The 20,793-nt window shown below is 66.9% G+C and carries 17 protein-coding genes; 8 read left to right on the forward strand and 9 right to left on the reverse strand.

Annotated features, from left to right (window positions below; genetic code table 11):
* Window positions 1-9: 9 nt before the first annotated feature.
* Window positions 10-948, reverse strand: coding sequence for a transcriptional regulator GcvA (gene gcvA, locus ASC93_RS23260; protein WP_056448089.1), 939 nt, complete (start codon window positions 946-948; stop codon window positions 10-12).
* A gap of 137 nt (window positions 949-1,085) precedes the next feature.
* Between gcvA and ASC93_RS23265 the strand changes: the two genes are divergently transcribed.
* From ASC93_RS23265 to ASC93_RS23285, 5 genes are read left to right on the forward strand one after another with little or no spacing between them, the layout of a single operon-like run.
* The gene (locus ASC93_RS23265; protein ID WP_056448092.1) at window positions 1,086-1,859 is read left to right on the forward strand and encodes an SDR family NAD(P)-dependent oxidoreductase; all 774 of its coding nucleotides are present in this window, start codon (window positions 1,086-1,088) and stop codon (window positions 1,857-1,859) included.
* Between the two features lie 26 nt (window positions 1,860-1,885).
* Entirely contained in the window at window positions 1,886-2,230 is a 345-nt protein-coding gene (locus ASC93_RS23270; RefSeq protein WP_056448096.1) for a carboxymuconolactone decarboxylase family protein, read from the forward strand.
* Between the two features lie 5 nt (window positions 2,231-2,235).
* On the forward strand, window positions 2,236-2,919 hold the full coding sequence (locus ASC93_RS23275; RefSeq protein ID WP_056448099.1) for a cupin domain-containing protein: 684 nt from the start codon (window positions 2,236-2,238) through the stop codon (window positions 2,917-2,919).
* Window positions 2,907-4,031 (forward strand): FAD-dependent oxidoreductase, encoded by a 1,125-nt coding sequence (locus tag ASC93_RS23280; RefSeq protein WP_056448102.1) that lies wholly within the window; start codon window positions 2,907-2,909, stop codon window positions 4,029-4,031. Before ASC93_RS23275 ends, ASC93_RS23280 begins: the two co-directional genes overlap by 13 nt.
* Before the next feature lie 5 nt (window positions 4,032-4,036).
* Window positions 4,037-5,068, forward strand: coding sequence for an alcohol dehydrogenase (locus ASC93_RS23285; protein WP_056448105.1), 1,032 nt, complete (start codon window positions 4,037-4,039; stop codon window positions 5,066-5,068).
* 12 nt (window positions 5,069-5,080) lie between these two features.
* Here ASC93_RS23285 and lpxD read toward each other — a convergent pair whose 3' ends face one another.
* From lpxD to ASC93_RS23325, 8 genes are all read right to left on the reverse strand, one after another.
* Complete coding sequence (lpxD, locus tag ASC93_RS23290; RefSeq protein WP_056448108.1) at window positions 5,081-6,142, reverse strand: UDP-3-O-(3-hydroxymyristoyl)glucosamine N-acyltransferase; 1,062 nt, start codon at window positions 6,140-6,142, stop codon at window positions 5,081-5,083.
* Between the two features lie 187 nt (window positions 6,143-6,329).
* Window positions 6,330-9,425: a TonB-dependent receptor gene (locus ASC93_RS23295; RefSeq protein ID WP_056448112.1), complete on the reverse strand. Its 3,096-nt coding sequence runs from the start codon at window positions 9,423-9,425 to the stop codon at window positions 6,330-6,332.
* 412 nt (window positions 9,426-9,837) lie between these two features.
* Complete coding sequence (locus tag ASC93_RS23300) at window positions 9,838-10,728, reverse strand: septal ring lytic transglycosylase RlpA family protein (protein WP_229412843.1); 891 nt, start codon at window positions 10,726-10,728, stop codon at window positions 9,838-9,840.
* Window positions 10,729-10,873: 145 nt separating this feature from the next.
* Window positions 10,874-11,989 (reverse strand): rod shape-determining protein RodA, encoded by a 1,116-nt coding sequence (gene rodA, locus ASC93_RS23305; RefSeq protein WP_056448115.1) that lies wholly within the window; start codon window positions 11,987-11,989, stop codon window positions 10,874-10,876.
* A gap of 3 nt (window positions 11,990-11,992) precedes the next feature.
* Window positions 11,993-13,978, reverse strand: coding sequence for a penicillin-binding protein 2 (gene mrdA, locus ASC93_RS23310; RefSeq protein ID WP_056448118.1), 1,986 nt, complete (start codon window positions 13,976-13,978; stop codon window positions 11,993-11,995).
* Window positions 13,979-14,000: 22 nt separating this feature from the next.
* Window positions 14,001-14,522 carry a rod shape-determining protein MreD gene (mreD, locus tag ASC93_RS23315; protein ID WP_056448121.1) on the reverse strand — a complete coding sequence of 174 codons (522 nt, stop codon included), beginning with the start codon at window positions 14,520-14,522 and terminating at the stop codon, window positions 14,001-14,003.
* Window positions 14,522-15,844, reverse strand: a complete 1,323-nt coding sequence (gene mreC, locus ASC93_RS23320; RefSeq protein ID WP_056448124.1) for a rod shape-determining protein MreC — start codon at window positions 15,842-15,844, stop codon at window positions 14,522-14,524. The genes mreD and mreC overlap by 1 nt, the downstream gene beginning before the upstream one ends.
* 152 nt (window positions 15,845-15,996) lie before the next feature.
* Window positions 15,997-17,040 carry a rod shape-determining protein gene (locus ASC93_RS23325; RefSeq protein WP_025511657.1) on the reverse strand — a complete coding sequence of 348 codons (1,044 nt, stop codon included), beginning with the start codon at window positions 17,038-17,040 and terminating at the stop codon, window positions 15,997-15,999.
* A 307-nt stretch (window positions 17,041-17,347) separates the two neighbouring features.
* On the opposite strand from ASC93_RS23325, the gene gatC reads away from it, so the two are divergent.
* The 3 genes from gatC (at window position 17,348) to gatB (ending at window position 20,737) form a co-directional block, all read left to right on the forward strand.
* Entirely contained in the window at window positions 17,348-17,647 is a 300-nt protein-coding gene (gatC, locus tag ASC93_RS23330; RefSeq protein WP_056448127.1) for an Asp-tRNA(Asn)/Glu-tRNA(Gln) amidotransferase subunit GatC, read from the forward strand.
* 25 nt (window positions 17,648-17,672) lie between these two features.
* Window positions 17,673-19,148, forward strand: a complete 1,476-nt coding sequence (gene gatA / locus ASC93_RS23335; RefSeq protein WP_056448277.1) for an Asp-tRNA(Asn)/Glu-tRNA(Gln) amidotransferase subunit GatA — start codon at window positions 17,673-17,675, stop codon at window positions 19,146-19,148.
* 128 nt (window positions 19,149-19,276) lie between these two features.
* Complete coding sequence (gatB, locus tag ASC93_RS23340) at window positions 19,277-20,737, forward strand: Asp-tRNA(Asn)/Glu-tRNA(Gln) amidotransferase subunit GatB (RefSeq protein ID WP_056448130.1); 1,461 nt, start codon at window positions 19,277-19,279, stop codon at window positions 20,735-20,737.
* Window positions 20,738-20,793: the final 56 nt, after the last annotated feature.

Raw genomic sequence — 20,793 nt, forward strand, 5'->3', positions numbered from 1 at the left:
GCGCGGACGTCAGGCGTTGCGATCGGGCGCGTCCTGATCGCGCGCCGCCTCCCGGTGCAGCCAGTCGCGAAATGCGACGAGCCGCGGCAGCGCCGCGCAATCGGGCCGGAACACCACGTAGTAGGCCAGCGGTGAGGCGAACGTAATCTCGGGGAACAGGCGGATCAGCCGTCCGGACAGGAGATCGTCACGCGCCATCACGCTGCGCGCGAGCGCGATGCCATGCCCCTCGAGCGCAGCTTGCAGGACGGCGGCGGAGTTGTTGATTTTCATGCCGCGCGCCGTGGCCACGCCCGTTACCCCGGCCGTGCGCAACCACGCATCCCAGGTCGGAAATTCGGCATGTCCATCCATCGATAAATCGTGGATGAGCGTCTCGTGCATCAGGTCCGCCGGCTGCGGCGCACGTCGCTTCCGGCGCAGCAGTGCCGGCGCGCAGACCGGATAGATTTCCTCGTCCATCAGCTTGTCCGCGTGCACGCCCGCCCACCTGCCCAGGCCATAACGGACACCGATGTCGATGCGCTGCGCGACGAAGTCGACGGGCTTGAGACTGGTCTCCAGCCGCACGTCCGTGTCGGGCCACGCGGCCTGGAACCGGTCGATGCGCGGCAGCAGCCATTTGGCCGCGAATGCGGGGCTGACCGTCACGGTGAGCACGCCGTGGGTCGATCCTTCCTTGAGCCGTTCCAGCCCGAGGGCAAGCCGGTCGAACCCGGCCCGGATGTCCGGCAGCGCCCGTTCGGCCGCCTCGGTCGTCACGAGGCGGGCACGTCCGCTGGCCGTGCGATGAAACAGGGGCATGCCGAGCCAGTCCTCCAGCATGCGGACGAGTTGCCCGACGGCGGCCGGCGTGACGTTGAGTTCGGCCGCCGCGGCCGAAAAGCTCTGGTGACGCGCGCTCGCTTCGAAGGCACGCAAGGCGTTGAGATGGACGGGCGCTTTCATGGCACTAAACTTTTTCTATCAGTGCCGCACAGTTTATCTCATTTGTCGATGAGCTCTTTCAGACGCACACTCCTTTCCGTCGCAAAGCAAATCTTCTCCGAGCAGCGAGCTCGGCAAACACTGGAAAGGTAAATACCATGAGCACTCAATTCAAAGGCAGGAAACTGCTGGTCGTCGGCGGCACCAGCGGGATGGGGTTCGCGGCGGCCCGGACGGTCGTCGCGGAGGGCGGCAGCGTCGTCATCGTCGGCAATCGGCCGGACAAGACCGAGGACGCGCGCCGGGAACTTGCCGCGCTGGGCCAGGTGACGGCACTCACCGCCGACCTGGCGCGCGAAGACGGTCTCGCGCAACTGCTCGCAACGATCGATGCGCACCACGCGGACATCGACCTGCTGGTCAATGCCGCCGGCGTGTTTTTCCCGAAACCGTTCCTGGCGCACGAGGAGGCGGATTACGACCAGTACATGAAGCTGAACAAGGCCCTCTTCTTCATCACGCAGAAGGTCGCGGCCAACCTGGTCGCCGGCGAGCGGCCGGGCGCGATCGTCAACATCGGCTCGATGTGGGCCAAACAGGCGATCGCGGCGACGCCGTCGTCCGCCTATTCCATGGCCAAGGCCGGCCTGCATGCGCTGACCCAGCACCTGGCGATGGAACTCGCGCCGAGCCGCATCCGCGTCAACGCCGTGTCGCCGGCGGTCGTGCAGACCCCGATCTATGAAGGCTTCATCCCGAAAGCCGACGTGCACAGCACGCTCCAGGGATTCAACGGCTTCCACCCGATCGGCCGCGTCGGTACGCCGCAGGACGTTGCCGAGGTCATCGCCTTCCTGCTGTCGGACAAGGCGGACTGGGTGACGGGCGCGATCTGGGACGTCGACGGCGGCGTCATGGCCGGCCGCAACTAAATCGCTATCACACGGGAGTCCGAATCATGATGCACGACTGGAATACCTACCGAAACGCCCTGCTGGAACGCGTGGGCGACTATGCCAGACAAAGCCCGGACGTCGTACGCGGCCTGATGGCCATCGACGGCGCCGCCGCCAGGACCGGCCACCTGGCGCCCAGGATACATGAACTGATCGCCCTGGCTGTCGCCGTCACGACGCGCTGCGACGGGTGCATTGCCGTGCACACCCAGAAGGCCGTCGAACACGGCGCCACCCTGGAAGAAATTTCGGAAGCGCTGGGCGTCGCGATCGCGCTGAACGCGGGCGCCGCACTGACCTACTCGGCGCGCGTGCTCGAAGCGCACGCCCAGCTGTCCGGCAAGTGACGCACATGCGCGTCAATGCAGACTTCTCGCGCCCCGCGGCGGTCGCGCCCGGCGAGTATCGCTGGGTCCGTTCCCCGCAAGGCGGCGTCGAACGCGTGATGCTGGACCGCCTGGGCGGCGAAGCAGCCCGGGCCACCAGCATCGTGCGTTATGCGCCGGGCGCCTGTTTTCCTCGCCACCGGCACCCCGGCGGCGAGGAGATCCTGGTGTTGTCCGGCGCATTCTGCGAGGACGGCGAGCGTTATCCGGCTGGCTGGTATCTGCGCAATCCGCCCGGTTCCGCGCACCGGCCTTCCAGTCCCGAGGGCGCCGTCATCTTCGTCAAGCTCTGCCAGATGGAGCCCGCGGAGACCGCACCGGTCCGCATCGACGTCAACAACCCGTCGTCATGGCGGCACGGCGCGGACGGCGATACATGCCCGTTGTTCTCCAGCGCGACCGAAGTGGTGTGCGTGCACCGGCTGGCGGCCGGACAACGCCTGCCGGCGCGCTTCGACGACGGCGCCGAAGTCTTCGTGATCGCCGGCGCGGCGCGCGTGGCGGACGCGGCGTACGAATGCGGCAGCTGGCTCCGGCTGCCACCCGGCGACCGTCCGGCCATCGCGGCCGGCCCGGACGGCGCAACGCTGTATGTCAAGACCGGCCATCTGCGCGGCATGGCGGAAAAGGAACACGTATGCGAACGGTAAAGGTGGCGATCGTCGGCGGCGGCCTGAGCGGCTTGTACGCGGCCGCCCTGCTCGCGCAACACGGCATGACCGATTACGTGGTCATCGACGCGCGCGACGTCGTCGGTGGCCGCATCGTGTCGACGCCTGGCGCCGCCGGCCCGGTCGACCGTTTCGACCTGGGCCCCGCCTGGTTCTGGCCGGGCTGCCAGAGCCAGCTGGATCGCCTGGTGAGCGACCTCGGCCTCGTGCGCTTCCGGCAACACGAGGCCGGCGACATGCTGGTCGAACGCACGCACAACGAAGCGCCCCTGCGCACGCGCGGCCATGCCAGTTCGCCGGCGTCGATGCGCCTGGCCGGCGGGATGGGCGCGCTCGTCGACGCGCTGCGGCGACGCGTGGACGAGACGCGCATCGTCACCGGTCAGGCGGTGCGGCGCATGCGTCGTGCCGGGCCCGGCGTGGAGATCGACAGCGAAGACGCGACGGGTCATGCGACGACCTGGCGCGCCGGCCATGTGCTGCTGGCGGTGCCGCCGCGCCTGGCGGAAAGCGGCATCGATTTTGCGCCGGCCCTGCCGTCATCGCTCGCCCGGCAGTGGCGTGCGACGGACACCTGGATGGCGCCGCACGCGAAATACGTCGCCGTGTACGCGGCGCCGTTCTGGCGCGACCTGGGGTTGTCCGGCGCGGCCCGCAGCATGGCCGGTCCGCTGGGCGACATCCACGACGCGTCCATGCCTGGCGGCAGCGCCGCGCTGTTCGGCTTTTTCGGTGTGCCGGCCGCCGTGCGCAAGCGTGTGCCGGACGACGTCTTGCGGGCGCACTGCCGCGCGCAGCTCGGCCGCCTGTTCGGACCGCAAGCGGCCGCGCCCACGGCCGAGTTCCTGAAGGACTGGGCATCCGATCCGTACACGTCGACCGCCATGGATGCGCATGCCACCGGCGGGCACGCGGGGGCGCCTGACGCCACGGCCCCGGCCGGCCCCTGGGAAGGACGCCTGACCGGGATCGCCAGCGAGTGGTCGTCCCGGTTTCCGGGCTATCTGGCCGGTGCCGTCGATGCCGCGAGCGTGGGCGTGCGCGCATTGCTCGATCCTTTGACCAACGACACCCTTCATTATTTGGAATAACGATCATGAACTCCACCTATCGCGCCATGCAAGTCACCCGCCCAGGCATCCTGGAACTCGTGGAGCGGCCGATACCGTCACCCGGCGTCGGCGAAGTCCTCATCCGGATCGAAGCCTGCGGCATGTGCGGTGCGGACGTCGCCGACATCGAAGGCGCCGATCCGGCCCTGCAGCCGCCGCGCGTACCGGGCCACGAAGTCGTCGGGCGTATCGCCGCCCTGGGCGCGCACGCGCCATCGATCTGGAAAAGGGGCCAGCGTGTCGGCGTCGGCCGGCTTGGCGGTCACTGCAACGAGTGCGCCCCGTGCCGCCAGGGCCGGTTCACGCTGTGCCAGAACCAGCCTTTCGTCGGCGCGACGCGTGACGGCGGCTACGCGGAAATGATGGTGGCGCGGGCAACCGCGCTGGTCGCCATTCCGGACGAGCTCGACGCCGAAGACGCGGCGCCCATCCTGTGCGCAGGCATCGCCACATTCAACGCGTTGAAGAAGAGCGGCGCGCAAGCCGGCGACACCGTCGCCATCCTCGGCATCGGCGGCCTCGGGCATATGGCGGTGCAGTACGCGCGCCATATGGGTTTCCGGGTGATCGCGGTCGGGCGCGGCAGCGACATCGCCGCCGATGCGTTGGCCCTGGGCGCCCACCGCTACATCGACACCGATGTGGAGGACGCCGCCGCGCGGCTGCGAGAGATGGGCGGTGCGCAGGCGATCGTCGCCGCCATCGGCGATCCCGCCACCGTTGCCGCGCTGGCCGGCGGCCTGGCGCCGCGTGGACGGCTGGTGTTGCTCGGTGCCGGCAAGGATCCGTTGCCGGTCTCATCCGGCCAGCTGGTGGTCGGTGAGCGTGAGATCGTCGGATCGTTGACGGGCACGCCCTACGAAAACGAAAAGACCCTCGCGTTCAGCGTGCTGGCCGGCATTCGTCCGATGATCGAGGTGATGCCGTTCGAGCGGGCCAACGAAGCCTACCAAAAGATGCGGTCCGGCGCCGCCAGGTTCCGCATGGTCCTGACCATGGCGGGCGCGGGCCGGTGACCGTGCGGGCGCCTACCCCGATCGCCCCACCGGCTCCCCGCCCAGCACTTTCATGGCCCGCTCGAGCGCCCTGACCTTGTCGCGCATGGCCGACAGGTTGCGCACGAGCGCCGCGCTGCGTTCCCATTCCGCGTTCGGCGCGATCGGATAAAAGCCCGTGTAGCGGCCCGGTTCGGCGATCGAGTTCGGCACCAGCGTGCCGGCCGTGACGTGGACGTTGTCGGCGATGTCGATGTGGCCGTTGATCATCGCGGCGCCGCCGAACGTGCAGTGGCTGCCGATGTTGGCGCTGCCCGCCACGCCGACGCAGCCCGCCATTGCCGTGTGCGCGCCGATGCGGCAGTTGTGGCCGATCTGGATCAGGTTGTCGAGCTTCACGCCGTCTTCGATCACGGTGTCGTCCAGCGCGCCGCGGTCGATCGCCGTGTTCGAGCCGATGTCGACGTCGTCGCCGATCACCACGCGCCCCGTCTGCGGGATCTTGATGTAGATGCCGCCGTCCACGGCGAAGCCGAAGCCGTCGCCGCCGATCACGGCGCCCGAGTGGACGATGCCGCGCGCGCCGATGACGCAGCGCGCGTGGAAGGTCACGTTGGCGAAGAAGTGCGTACTTTCGCCCACCGACGCGTCGCGCCCGATGTAGCAGCCGGCGTCGATCACGGCGCCGGGCCCGATGACGGCGCCCGCCTCCACCGTGACGTGCGCGCCGACGTACGCGGCCGGGTCCACGCGCGCGCTCGCGTGCACGACGGCCGACGGGTGGATGCCAGGCGCGGGCGCGGCGGCGGACCCGCACAGGTATTGCGCGGTGCGCGCGAAATAGGCGTACGGGTTGTTCGTGACGATGCGTGCGCCGTCGTACGCGGCGGCGACGTCCGGCTCGTCGAGCGGCGATAGAATCAGCGCCGCCGCCCGGCTGTGCGCGGCCGCGGCCCGCAGCCGGCTGTTGCTGAGAAAGCTGATGTCCGTGGCGCCCGCGCGGTCCAGCGGGGCGATGCGCGTGACTTCGATCTGCGGATCGCCTTCCAGCCGGCCGCCGAAGCGTTCGACCAGCTCCATGAGTCGTGTGCCCATGCCCTCGCCTCCTGTCGCATCGTTACGTGTGATTGCGGTTCGACCGATGCGCCGGCCCGGCGGTTCCGGATCGCAGGGAGAACAAGGAAGCGGTGTGAGCTACCGCAAAAGAAAAAGCCCCGCTTGCAACCGGCGCACAGCATGCCGGTCGAAAGCGGGGACAGGGGACGTAATGGGTACTGCGTGATCAGAACTTGCCGCGGAGGCCCAGCTGGAACGTGCGGCCCGGATCATACGAGCTGAACGCCGCGTTCGGGAACTGGAAGTAGCCTTCGCGCTTGGCCTTGTTCAGGTTGACGATGTCGAACGTGATCGTCGGCCAGTTGTCGCGGCCCAGCACTTCTTCCAGGTCCACGCTGGACGAGAAGTCGGCCTGCTTGTACGAGCGGCCGTACAGTGCCGCCAGCGTCACGCCGCTCTGGTTCGCGTTGGCGGACTGGCTGCCCTGCTGGTACTGGTGCGAGATGCGCGCCATGTAGCCGTGGTTCTCGTAGTAGAAGCCGAAGTTGTTGCTCTTCTTCGGTACGTTCAGGGCGACGAAACCGTTGGTGCCCTCGCCGCTCGCGCTCTGGTTGATCAGCGTGGCCGTCTCGCTGAAGCCGAAGCCCCTGATCGGCAGCAGCTTGTCGAGCGGCTGGACCCAGCCGATTTCCAGGCCGCGCACGGTCAGGATGCCGCCGGCGTTACGCTCCTGGCTCATCACCACGGTCGCCACGTCCGGACCGCCGCGCGAGTTGATCGCCACCTGCTGGGTCGGGATCAGGTTGTTGTAGGTGATGCCGTAGGCGGCCAGGGCGGAGAACGGCATCGTCAGGTTGTCGATGACGGTGAAGCCCTTCACCTTTTTCTGGAACACGGTCAGGCTCACGTAGCCTTCACGTCCGGTGTACCAGTCGATGCCCAGGTCGATATTGTTCGACAGGTAGGGTTTCAGTTCCGGGCTGCCGATCGTGCCGACGTCGGCCGACGTGCCGCTGAAGTTGATGCCCGGACGCAGCGAGTTCGGGTTCGCGCGGGTCATGCTTTTCGACAGCGCGACGCGGGCCACAACGTCCTTGCGCAGCGTGATGGCGGCGGTGGCCGACGGCAGCGTGTTGTTGTACGTCGTGTCCTGGTAGACCCACTCGGTCTGGTTCGGATACTTCGAGCCGTTCTGCGTCAGGGTGGCGTTGCGCGGGTCGCTGAACGAGTTCAGGGAGCCGACGTCCTGCTTCGTGCGGACATAGCGTACGCCGGCGTTGTAGCGCACCGGGAAGCTGCCCAGCGTGGTCTCGCCATTGATCTCGGTGTAGAAGCCGGTGGTTTTCTCGCGCACATAGCCCGAGCTGGCGCCCGTCGACGAGCTCGTGGAATCCGGCGCGGTCGAATTGTAGGCGTCGTAGTTCGAATCCTTGCGGAAGCGATCCCAGTCGACGACCACGCGGCCGTTCGGGCCGGGCACCAGGTAGGTCGACAGCTTGTTCAGCGGGATCAGCGAACCCTGGTACACCAGCGGTGCCGTCTGGCCGGCCGTATAGCCGGTGCCGTAGCCCGGGTACAGCGCGGCGGCGCTGGCGCCCGGCGTGCTGGCGCCGTCGCAGGCCGGGGCGCCGTTCGGGCCCTGCAGGAACACGCTCGGGTTGTTGCCGCAGACGGCAGCCTGCCACGCGGCCGAGTTGTCCTGGCCGCGGATGCGGCGGTCGATGTCGTCGTAGGCGAGACCGGCCTTGAGGCTCAGCTTCGAATCGCCCCAGGTCAGATCGGTGTGGAAGCCCTTCGTGCTCGTCTCGCGCAGCTCGTTCTGGATGTTGACGCGGCCGCCGGCCCAGACGAAGTTCGCCGGGTCGTTGACGTCCTGGTTGAACGTGATGCTCGGCACGCCGCCGCCGTTGTTGTTGAAGGTGGCGACGAGGCCGCTGCCGGCGGCCGTGATCGGCATGACGGTCGGCGCTTCGTGCGAGAACGTCGACTTGGTGGCGTTGGCCTGCGCATCCAGTTTCAGGGTCGGGGTGATCTTCCACTCCATGCCCGGGTTGATGCCTTTCAGGTCGGTACGGTCGCGGCGCGGGCCGAACTCGATGAAGTAGCTCGCGTTGGAATACGTGCCCGACGTGACCGTGCAGCCGATGGTGCAGTTGGTGTTATCGACCTGCATGTTCAGCGGGATCGACGCGCCGTTGCGGACCGCCCAAGTGTAGGCGATGCGCTGCATGTCGTCGTCCTTCTTGCTGTACAGCGTGTCGACGTAGAAGTGCAGGTTTGCCAGCGGACGCCATTCGGCGCTGAGGATGGCCGAGCCCTTGTCGCGCGTGCCGAAGTAATCCATGAAGCGGCCCAGGCGCGGCAAGAGGGCGTTGTCGATCTGGTCGATCGTCAGGCCCGGGTTGTGCGACAGCAGGAATGCCTGGTCGATCGGGGTGCCCGCCACGAGGCCCGCGCCGGCGCCGGCCGGTACGGTGGCCGGAATGGTCCAGTTGCCGCCGCCCGTGCTGTTGCGGGTCGGCGAGGCGCTCTGCGCGGCCGTCAGGTTCGGGTTGGTCAGGCCGACGGTCTCGTAGCCGGTCGTGCGCGATTTCTGGCGGTTGACGGTGAAGCCGGCCAGGATACCGAACGTGTCGCCCCAGGTCTTGCTGGCCACGAGGGAGCCGCGGCCGCCGACGCCGTCGGCGATCTGCTGCTTCTGCGCGGTGACGCCGTACGAGACGTGCGTACCGGGATTGTCGAACGGACGCGCGCTGCGCATGTTCACGACGCCGGCGGCGCCGCCTTCGATCAGGTCGGCCGTCGGGCTCTTGCTGACGGTCAGTTTGGTGAACAGGTCGGTCGGCAGCAGATCGAGGTCGACCTCGCGGTTCGTGTTGGCGCCGTCGATCGGGCCGGACGACGCCACCGCGATCTGCGCATTGTTCAGCAGGATCTTGGTGAAGCTCGAGCCGAGGCCGCGGATCTGGATGTTCGTGCCCTCGCCCGTCACGTCGCGCGCGATCTGCACGCCCGGCACGCGGCTCAGCGATTCGGCAATGTTCTTGTCGGGGAACTTGCCGATGTCTTCGGCGCTGATGGTGTCCTGGAAGCCGATGGCTTCCTTCTTGTCCTTGGCCGACGAAAGCAGACTGGCGCGGTAGCCGGTCACCTTGACGACGTTGACATCGGCCTGGACGGCCGGCGCGACTTGCGCGGGTGCGTCCGGGGCCGGTGCGGCGGCTTCCTGCGCATAGGCTTGCTGGATGAGGCCGGCGAGTACGCCCAGGCCAAGCACGACTTGCCGGCGCTGGCGGCGCCGCTGTACGGACTTCTCGATCATTGCTGTCTCCTGTGTTGTTCTGTGCCAGGACGTGCCGGTAGGCCGTCCTTATCGTTGGCAAACCCAGTGTAGGAGCACAATGTTAGTAGTGTCAATTGCGCAAACAAAAATGTTATGCGCAAACATCATGGCAAACTTTGCGTTTATATGGCATTTAACGCAGGACCGTCTTTTAATATTCGGACGTTTACTGATTTTCTCGGGCAAAAAATGGTAGCGTATAGCAAATAAAAAATCGTTGCAGATGTCTGACATCCGACGAAAAACATGGAGGGAACCGGTGTTTTGAGACATTTATTGCCAAAAATGCAGGGATCGACAACACCGATTGGCGGCATTGTCGAGGAAATGCCCTGTTTCTGGTCAGACATCAGATGTCTATGGGAATTGACGAACGTCCCGCCCTGCCCGCTCAGCGGCGCACGACGATGGGCCGCAGCCCGAGCCCCGCCGGCAGCGCGCGCGCCGCTTCCTGCGCCAGGGCGCGGGTTTCGAACGGACCGCCGTACAGGCGGTTGAGGCTGCCGGAGCGCACGACCTCGATTGCCAGGTCGACGCCGGATTGCTTGAGCTTTTCGCTCACTTCCTCGGCCTTGCCCGCGCGTCCGTAGGCGCCCAGCTGCAGGTAGAAGCCGGACCTGGGCGCCGCCTGGTCGGCCGCCGCGGCCGGCGCCGGCGCCGGCGCGACGGCGGCGCTGTCGGTGTCGGCGCGGTCTTCCAGCATCAGGGCCGCGATGGCCGGCGGCGGCAGGGCCTGCGCCTCGGACGCGGCGGCGCGGCGCGCGGACGCGAGGTGGATCTCGTCGCCCGGGAACAGGCGCTCGATCTGGACTTCGTGGCTGCCCTTGCCCAGCAGGCCCAGTTTCAGGGCCGCCGTGTACGAGACGTCGACGATGCGGTCGGAGTGGAACGGGCCGCGGTCGTTGATGCGCACGACGACGGACTTGCCGTTCTCCAGGTTCGTGATGCGCGCGTAAGAGGGAATCGGCAAGGTCGGGTGCGCGGCCGTCATCTTGTACATGTCGTAGGGCTCGCCCGACGACGTGCGCTGGCCGTGGAACTTCACGCCATACCAGCTGGCCACGCCGCGCTGGGTGAACGGTTCGTCGTTGACGAGCGGCGTGTAGGTCTGGCCGAACACGGAGTACGGCTTGTTGGCGAACCTGGCATAGGGTTCGTACTTGACGACGGCGTCCGGCGTGTCCATCAGGCCCGGCGGCGGATTCGTGCCGGGGCCGTCGTCCTGGTAGTAGCCGCCGCGGCCGGAGCCGGCCGCGGGGAGGTTGGGAAGCGTGGGGTCCACGCGGGTGACCTTGTGCCGCCAAGGCAGGGGAATCAGGCTTTTGTGTTCGCCGTTCTGGTCCGTGGTACTGCATCCCGCCATCATTGCCAGCACTGCAATGACCGCTGGGAGTAACCTCGGAACGGCCATCGCGTTCTCTTGCATATCAGGTCTGCACCAGTTTGCGGTGTCGTTGAATACTCATCAATATACCACTGCAAAGGCCCAAAGTAATCAGCGCGGTACCGCCATAGCTCATGAAAGGAAGCGGAACTCCGACCACCGGCAGGATGCCGCTGACCATGCCCATATTGACGAAAGCATACGTAAAGAACATCATCGCGACCGCCCCCGCCAGCAGGCGCGTGAACAGGTTCGGCGCATTGGCCGCGATCATCATGGCGCGCCCGATCAGCAGCAGGTACAGGAACAGCAGTACCAAATTACCGATCAAACCGAACTCTTCGGAATATACCGAAAAGATGAAGTCGGTGGTGCGCTCGGGAATGAACTCGAGATACGCCTGCGTGCCCTTCATATACCCCTTGCCGGACACGCCGCCGGAGCCGATCGCGATGGTCGACTGGATGATGTGGAAGCCCTTGCCGAGCGGATCGGACGTCGGGTCGATCAGCGTCATGATCCGCTCGCGCTGGTAATCGTGCATCAGCGACCACGCCACGGGCAGCGCGGCGCAGCCGCCCGCGAACAGCGCGCCGAGCGCCTTCCACGACAGGCCGGCCAGGAAGATCACGTAGAAGCCCGAGCCGCCCACCAGCAGCGCCGTGCCGAGGTCGGGCTGCTTGGCGATGAGGCCGAACGGGATCACGAGCAGCACCGCCGCCACCAGGAACGATTTCCACTTGAGGGCCCCGGCCCGTGTCTGGAAATACCAGGCCAGCATCAGCGGCGTGGCGATCTTCATGATCTCGGACGGCTGGATGTCCACGCCCACGTGCAGCCAGCGCCGCGCGCCCTTCTTGATGGTGCCGACGGCCGCCACGGCCAGCAGCAGCGCGACGCCGAACGTGTACACGGGCACCGCGAGGCGCAGCAGCGTCTGCGGCGGCACGATGGCGGCGGCCCACATGAACACGAAGGCTGCGACGATGTTGCGCATCTGGCCTTCCAGGCGGCCGGGGAAGTCGTGGCCGGCCGAGGACAGCGTGACGAGTCCCACGCACAGCAGCAGGAACAGGATCAGCGACAGCGCCGGGTCGAACACGGCGAAATACGGTTTGAGGCGCCGGCTAAGCGAGCGGCGTTCGGGAAAGTGCGCCATGATTCAGTCCTTGTTGCCGGGGGTCTCGCCGCCCGGCTGGAAGTCGGCGCCGGCCGTGGGCGCCACCTGGTCTTCGTCGGCCGGCACCGGGTCGGCGGGCTTGGGCGGCGGCTTGTCGGCGTCGCCCGGGCGCTTGCCGAGCAGGTAGTAATCGAGCGCCTTGCGCGCGATCGGCGCCGCCACGGCCGCGCCGAAGCCGGCGTTTTCCACGACGAGCGCGAGCGCGATGCGCGGATGGTCGGCGGGTGCGAAGGCAATGAACAGCGCATTGTCGCGCAGGCGTTCCGGCGTCGCCGCCGCATTGTACTTCTGCCCCTTCAGGCCCACCACCTGCGCCGTACCCGTCTTGCCGGCGACCGTGTACGGGACGCCGCGGAACGGGAGAACAGCCGTGCCGGGCGCTTTCGCGTCCGACGTCACGCCGACCATGGCGCGCTTGACGATGTCGATGTTTTCCTGCTTGATCGGGATGCGGCCGGATGCCTTCGCCACCGTCAGCGTGCGCGCGTGGCTGCCGCCGTCCTCGAGCATCTTGACGAGGTGCGGCTTCATGATGACGCCGTCGTTGGCCAGCGTGGCCACGGCGTGCGCCATCTGCAGCGGCGTGTAGCTGTTGAAGCCGTTGCCGATGGAGATCGAGATCGTGTCGCCGCCCACCCACTTCTGCGCCGCGCGGTTGCGCTTGAAGCGCTCGCGTTTCCATTGCTGCGACGGCAGGATGCCGGTCTTTTCGTGTTCGAGGTCGATGCCCGTCTTTTCGCCGAAGCCGAACGGCTGCATGAAGTCGTGGATGCGGTCGATCCCCATCTCGTTGCCGAGCTGGTAGTAATAGACGTCGCACGACACCGCGATCGACCGGTACATGTCGATGAAGCCGTGGCCGCCCTTCTTGTCGTCGTTGAAGCGGTGGCCGCCCAGCATGAAGAAGCCCGGGTCGTTGATGCCGTACTCGGGACGGCGCAGGCCGTATTCGAGCGCCGCCAGCGCCATGTACGGCTTGAACGTCGAGCCGGGCGGGTACGTGCCGGACAGCGGGCGGTTCATCAGCGGCTTGTCGAGCGACGTATTCAGCTCGCTCCAGCTCTGCGAGTCGATGCCGTCGACGAACAGGTTCGGGTCGAAGCCGGGGCGCGACACGTACGCGAGCACGTCGCCCGTCGACGGTTCGATGGCGACGAGCGCGCCGCGGTAATCGCCGAATGCCTGCTCGATGACCTTCTGCAGTTCGATGTCGATCGACAGGATCAGGTTGGTGCCCGGCGTGGGCGGGGTGCGCGAGAGCGTGCGGATGGCGCGGCCGCCGGCCGAGCGTTCCACTTCCTCGTAGCCGGTCTGGCCGTGCAGCTGGTGTTCGTAGCTCTTTTCCAGGCCTTCCTTGCCGATGTGGTCCGTGCCGTTGTAGTTGGCGGCATCGTCGCTGGCATCGATGACCTTGGCCTCGGCCTGGTTGATGCGGCCGATATAGCCCAGCACGTGCGACGCCACCTCGCCCAGCGGATACTGGCGGAACAGGCGCGCCTGCACCTCCACGCCGGGGAAGCGGAAGCGCTGCGCCGTGAAGCGCGCCACCTCGTCGTCCGTCAGGCGCGTGCGGATCGGGACGCTGGAAAAATTCTTCGATTCTTCCATCAGCCGCTTGAAGCGTTTGCGGTCCTTCGGTTCGATCGTCACGAGCTTGGACAGTTCGTCGATGACGGAATCCAGGTTCGCTTCGAGCTTCGACGGCGTGATCTCGAGCGTGTAGGCGGAGTAGTTGCTGGCCAGGACGACGCCGTGGCGGTCCAGGATCAGTCCGCGGTTCGGCACGATGGGCACGAGCGCGATGCGATTGTCCTCGGCCTGCGCCATGTACTGGCTGTGCTTGACGACCTGCAGCCAGACGAAGCGTGCGACCAGCAGGCCGAAGCAGATGAAGACGAACAGCGCGATCGCCGTGAGGCGCATGCGGAACAGGTGGATCTCGCGATCGCTGTCTTTGATCTCGGTCATTCGGGATGGCGTGAATGGTTCTTCAGATCGGACGCGTATGGTCCTTGTCGACCGCGCGGCGCTGCGGCGCCAGCAGCAGCCACGTAATCACCGGCCACAGCGCGACGGCGACGACGCTCTCGATGAACACGAGCGCACCGGGGAAGCGGCCCGTGACGAAGAAGCGCACCATCACCTGGATCGCCTGGGTCAGCAGCAGGAGCGGGAACACGTGCATCGCCTGCGTGACGAGCGGGAACCACAGCACGCGACGGTGGATCATGATCGCCAGGTACGACAGCAGCGTGTACGCCAGGGCGTTCTCGCCCAGCAGCGTCGCGTCGTGCACGTCCATCAGGAGGCCCATGCAGAACGCGATGCCGATGCCGACCTTGCGCGGCTGGTGGATGCCCCAGAACACGAGCACCAGCGCGACGAAGTCCGGCGCGCCGACCCAGCGGCCCCAGGGCAGCAGGTTGAGCATGAAGGCGCACACCAGGCTGAACGCGATGAACAGCGGGCTGACCGGCAGCAGGATGTAGTGCGGACGGTTCGTCGTCGGCATCAGTTGCCCTCCTTCGGCCGCGCGGCGGCGTTGGCGGCGGGCGCTGCGGCGGCGCCTTGTGCCGGCGCGGCGGCGGCCGGCTGGCGCGCGGCGGCGCCGGTGCCTGCGGCCGGCTGGCGCGCGACCGTCGTCGCGGCCGGTGCGGCCGTGGTCGCGGTGCGGGCGGCGGGCGGTGCCGGCGGGCGGGCAACGGGTGCCGTGGCGGCCGGCGTGCCGGCGGCCGGTGCCCCCGTCGCGGCCCCCGGGGTCGCACGTGCGGGCGCGGGCGCGGGTGCGGGTGCGGGCGCACGCGCGGCGGCGTTCGCGTGCGGCGCCGCCGGACGCGCGCCGTTCGCGGCATTTGCGGCATTCGCGGCCGGGGCGACGGCCGGGGCCAGCGGCTGCGGAGGCAGCGGCAGCGGCGGCACCGGTTCCATGCGCGGCAGATTCTTTTTCGACGCCGCGCTGGTGGCGGCCTTGACCGGTTCCGCGGGCGGGCGCGGCGGCAGCGGCTGGTCGGACATCACGATCAACAATTGGCGGTAGCGGTCGATGCCCGCCAGCGGCTGGCACACGACGCGGCCGAAGGCGCCCTGCACCACGTTCTCGACCTGGATCACCTTGGCCACCGCGAGGCCGGCCGGATACACGCCGTCCAGGCCCGACGTCACGAGCACGTCGCCGACCTGGATGTCGGCGTTCGGCGCGACGAAGCGCAGGTCCAGCAGGCCCGACTGGCCGCGGCCATAGGCCACGCTGCGCAGGCCGTTGCGCAGCACCTGCACGGGGATCGCCTGCTCCTTGTCGGTCAGCAGCGTGACTTCGGACGTGAACGGGAACACGCGCGTGACCTGGCCGACGACGCCGGCGTTGTCGATCACGGGCAGGCCGAGCTTGACGCCGTTGCGGGTGCCGCGGTCGAGCACCACGCGCCGCGTGGACGGGTCGCGCGCGTCATACAGGATCTCGCTCATCTGCGAACGCACGGGCAGGTGTTCGCGCGCGTCCATCAGGCGCCGCAGCTGGGTATTCTCGGCCATCTGGAGCTGCGCCTGCTGCATGGCCTGGGCCATCGCGACCTGCTGGCTCTTGAGGTCGCGCACTTCCTTCTGCAGGGCGGAGATCGAGGAAAAATACGTGCCCATGTTCGCCAGCGCATCGCGCGGCATCAGGGCAGCCATCTGGAACGGGTACAGGACCGTTGCCGCCACCTGGCGCACGGCGGTGAGCGCATGCAGGCGGGCGTCGACCACGAGCAGCGCGATCGAGAGCAGAGCGAACACGGTCACCTTGACCCTTGCGGGGGCGCCTTGCTTGAAAAGCGGCGGAGGACTGTATTCCATGACTTCCAATAATGCGGGGCTAGCTGCGCCCGCGTCGATGTAGACGCCCGGCACCAGGATGCGACTGCCGGGCGGCGCCAGACGCGGACGGCGCGTGCCGCCCCGGGATCGCCGGAACGGTCACACGCCCTGTCCGCGTTGCCACTGCCGGGTTACTCGTACGAGAAGATCGAGCCCAGCTTGTCCATGCGCTCGAGCGCCATGCCGGAGCCGCGCACCACGCAGGTCAGCGGGTCCTCGGCCACCAGCACCGGCAGGCCGGTCTCTTCCATCAGCAGGCGATCGAGGTCGCGCAGCAACGCGCCGCCGCCGGTCAGCATCATGCCCTTCTCGGCGATGTCCGCGCCCAGTTCCGGCGGGGTCTGCTCGAGGGCGTTCTTGACGGCCGAGACGATGTTGTTGAGCGGGTCGGTCAGCGCTTCCAGGATCTCGTTGGACGAGATGGTGAAGGAACGCGGGATGCCTTCCGACAGGTTGCGGCCCTTGACTTCCATCTCCTTGACTTCGGAGCCCGGGAACGCGGAACCGATGGCCTTCTTGATCGACTCGGCGGTCTGCTCGCCGATCAGCATGCCGTAGTTGCGGCGGATGTAGTTGACGATGGCTTCGTCGAACTTGTCGCCGCCCACGCGCACGGAACCCTTATAGACCATGCCGCCCAGCGAGATGATGCCGACCTCGGTGGTGCCGCCGCCGATGTCGACGACCATCGAACCGGTCGCCTCCGACACCGGCAGGCCGGCGCCGATCGCGGCCGCCATCGGCTCTTCGATCAGGTAGACCTGCGACGCGCCGGCGCCCAGCGCCGATTCGCGGATCGCGCGGCGCTCGACCTGCGTCGAACCGCACGGCACGCAGATGATGATGCGCGGCGACGGCCGGAAGAACTTCGAGTCGTGCACCATGCGGATGAACTGCTTGAGCATCTGCTCGGTGACGGTGAAGTCGGCAATCACGCCATCCTTCATCGGACGGATCGCTTCGATGTTGCCGGGAACCTTGCCGAGCATCTGCTTGGCTTCCTTGCCGACTGCCTGGATCGTCTTCTTGCCGTTCGGACCACCCTCCTGGCGGATCGCGACGACCGAAGGTTCGTCCAGTACGATGCCCAGACCACGGACATAGATCAGCGTGTTGGCGGTACCCAGGTCGATGGCCAGGTCGTTCGAGAAATAGCTACGTAAAAAACCAAACATGTGTGTCCTGATGTGCGCAACGACGTGCGCCTAACATTAATCGGGGAATCTTCGCCGCAACGCCGAATCCGCATCGCGGGCTTTTTCATGCGTGGAAGTAGGGCCGGTTTGCCCGGAGAACGCATTAGCCCGCCATTCTACCTTATAATTTGCCGATTAAACGCTGAAAAACGGGTGGTTTCATGCCCATATCAGCCTGCGAGATGGACGGTATTAGAAAGCTTTTATCAGCTTTAGCGCGCCGTTGTCCAAATTTCATTATCTACACATTCATCTTTGAACGCGGTGCCGAACCGCGCTTTTTGCCATGTCCCTGACACTTTCAGACGTAAAACGGATCGCCAATCTGGCTCAGCTCGATATGGACGAGGCACATGCCGAAATCGCCTTGAACGAGCTGAACGGGATCTTCGCCCTGGCCGAGCAGATGCAGGCCGTCGACACCAGCGGTGTTGCGCCGTTGTCGCAACCGCTGGCGGCCGTGCTTGCCCTGCCGCTGCGCCTGCGCGAGGACGTGGTGACCGAAGAAAACCACCGCGACGACTACCAGGCCCCGGCCCCGACAACCCAGGACGGCCTGTACCTCGTGCCGAAAGTCATCGAATAACCCGCAGCGAACGCCGACCATCATGATGCATCAAAAAACCATCAAGGAGCTGTCCGCGCTCCTGCACACGAAACAAGTCTCGGCGACGGAGCTGGCGCAGCACTACCTCGACCGCATCGCCGCGAGCAGCCACAACGCCTTCCTGGACGTGAATCCCGACCTGTCGCTGGCCCAGGCCAGGGCCGCCGACACCCGCATCGCAGCGGGCAACGCCGGGCCGCTGACCGGCATCCCCATCGCGCACAAGGACATCTTCGTCACGCAGGGCTGGCGCTCGACCGCCGCGTCGAAAATGCTGGGCAATTACGTGAGTCCGTTCGACGCCACCGTCGTGACGAAATTCGCGGACGCCGGCATGGTCACCTTGGGCAAGCTGAACTGCGATGAATTCGCGATGGGCTCGTCGAACGAGAACTCCGCGTTCGGCGCCGTCAGGAATCCGTGGGACGCCGCGGCCGTGCCGGGCGGCTCGTCGGGCGGCTCGGCCGCCGCGGTCGCCGCGCGCCTGGCGCCCGCCGCGACCGGCACCGACACGGGCGGCTCGATCCGCCAGCCGGCCGCGTTCTGCGGCATCACCGGCATCAAGCCGACGTACGGCCGCGTGTCGCGCTTCGGCATGATCGCGTTCGCCTCGTCGCTCGACCAGGGCGGCCCGATGGCCCGCACGGCCGAGGACTGCGCGCTGCTGCTGAACGAGATGGTCGGCTTCGACGAGCGTGACTCGACGAGCCTCACGGCCGAGCAAGGCAACGCGCGCGAAGACTTCGCGCGCGACCTCAATCAGCCCTTGACCGGCCTGCGCATCGGCGTGCCCAAGGAATACTTCGGCGAAGGCCTGGCCAGCGACGTCGAGCAGGCCGTGCGCGCCGCGCTGGACGAATTCGTGAAGCTGGGCGCGACGCTGGTCGAGATCTCGCTGCCGAAGACGTCGCTGTCGATCCCCGTCTACTACATCATCGCGCCGGCGGAAGCGTCGTCCAACCTGTCGCGCTTCGACGGCGTGCGCTACGGCTACCGCGCCCCCGAGTACACCGACCTGCAGGACATGTACAAGAAGACGCGTGCTCAGGGCTTCGGCAAGGAAGTCCAGCGCCGCATCATGGTCGGCACGTACGTGCTGTGCCACGGCTACTACGACGCCTATTATGTGCAGGCACAGAAGATCCGCCGCCTGATCGCCGACGACTTCCAGGCCGCGTTCCGCGACAAGTGCGACGTGATCATGGGCCCGGTGGCCCCGAGCGTCGCGTGGGACCTGGGCTCGAAGGCGAACGACCCGGTGGCGAACTACCTGGCCGACATCTTCACGCTGTCGACCAGCCTGGCGGGCCTGCCCGGCATGTCGATCCCGGTCGGCTTTGGCCAGGGCGAGAAAAATGCGAAGCGTCCGGTGGGCCTGCAAATCATCGGCAATTACTTTGCCGAGGCGAAGCTGCTGAACATCGCGCACCAGTACCAGCAAGCCACGGATTGGCATACGCGCGCCCCGGAAGGCGTTTGATGCATGGTGGGCACGGGGTGCCCACCCTACGGCAAGAATGCATCGTAGGGTGGGCTCCCCGAGCCCACGCGTGACGCGTGACGAGCCCACGGCGGCACATGCGAACGTAACGACAAAGAGAGAACACTATGCAATGGGAAGTCGTCATCGGTCTTGAGAACCACGTCCAACTCACGACCAACTCCAAAATCTTCAGCGGCAGCTCGATCAAGTTCGGCGCCGAGCCGAACACGCAGGCCAGCGCCGTCGACCTGGCGCTGCCGGGCGTGCTGCCCGTGATGAACAAGGGCGCGGTCGAACGCGCCATCCGCTTCGGCCTCGCGGTGGGCGGCAAGATCGCGCCGGAGTCGGTCTTCGCGCGCAAGAACTACTTCTACCCCGACCTGCCGAAGGGCTACCAGATCAGCCAGTTCGAAGACCCGGTCGTGCAGGGCGGCAGCCTCACGTTCGCGTTCGAGAAGGACGGCAAGCTGGAGACGAAGACCGTCAACCTGACCCGCGCCCACCTCGAGGAAGACGCCGGCAAGTCGCTGCACGAGGACTACCACGGCATGAGCGGCATCGACCTGAACCGCGCCGGCACGCCGCTGCTGGAGATCGTCTCCGAGCCGGAAATCCGCAGCGCGGCCGAAGCCGTCGCGTATGCCAAGGCCCTGCACGGCCTCGTGATGTGGCTCGGCGTCTGCGACGGCAACATGCAGGAAGGCTCGTTCCGCTGCGACGTCAACGTGTCCGTGCGTCCCGTCGGCCAGAAGGAATTCGGCACCCGCTGCGAGATCAAGAACCTGAATTCGTTCCGCTTCATCGAAGAAGCCGTGCATTACGAAGTGCGGCGCCAGATCGAGCTGATCGAGGACGGCGGCAAGGTCGTGCAGGCCACGCGCCTGTGGGACCCGGACCGCAAGGAAACGCGCCAGATGCGCAGCAAGGAAGACGCGCAGGACTACCGCTACTTCCCCGATCCCGACCTGCCGCCGCTCGCGATCTCGCAGGAGTGGATAGCCCGCGTGCAAGCCGACATGCCGGAACTGCCGGCCGCGATGCGCGAGCGCTTCATCGGCGCCTACGGCCTGCCCGAGTACGACGCGCTGATCCTGACGTCGTCGCAGGCGATGGCGACGTATTACGAAGCCGTCGTCGCCAAGGCCGGCAAGGAGAACGCCAAGGCGGCCGCGAACTGGCTGATGGGCGACGTGTCGTCCGCGCTGAACCGTGCCGACGTCGCCATCGAGGACTCGCCGGTCGAAGCGTCGCAACTCGCGCTGCTGCTGAAACGCATCGCCGACGGCACGATCTCGAACAACGCCGCCAAGAAGGTGTTCAGCCTGATGTGGGAAGCGCAATCGGCGGACGAGCATCTGGCCGACGCCATCATCGAGCGCGAAGGCCTGAAGCAGATCTCGGACACGGGCGCGCTGGAAGCGATCGTCGACGAGGTCCTCGCGGCCAACGCGAAATCGGTCGAGCAGTACAGGGCCGGCAAGGAAGCGGCGATCAACGCGCTGATCGGCCAGTGCATGAAGGCGTCGAAGGGCAAGGCGAATCCGGCGCAGGTCACCGAACTGCTGAAGAAGAAGCTGGCGGCCTGACTTGACGTAAAACCGGGGTCAGAGCCCGGTTTTGGGTAATTGCCTCAGAGATCGTG

Origin of the sequence: Massilia sp. Root335 (genome assembly GCF_001425685.1) — a bacterium.
Lineage (GTDB): Bacteria > Pseudomonadota > Gammaproteobacteria > Burkholderiales > Burkholderiaceae_D > Telluria > Telluria luteola.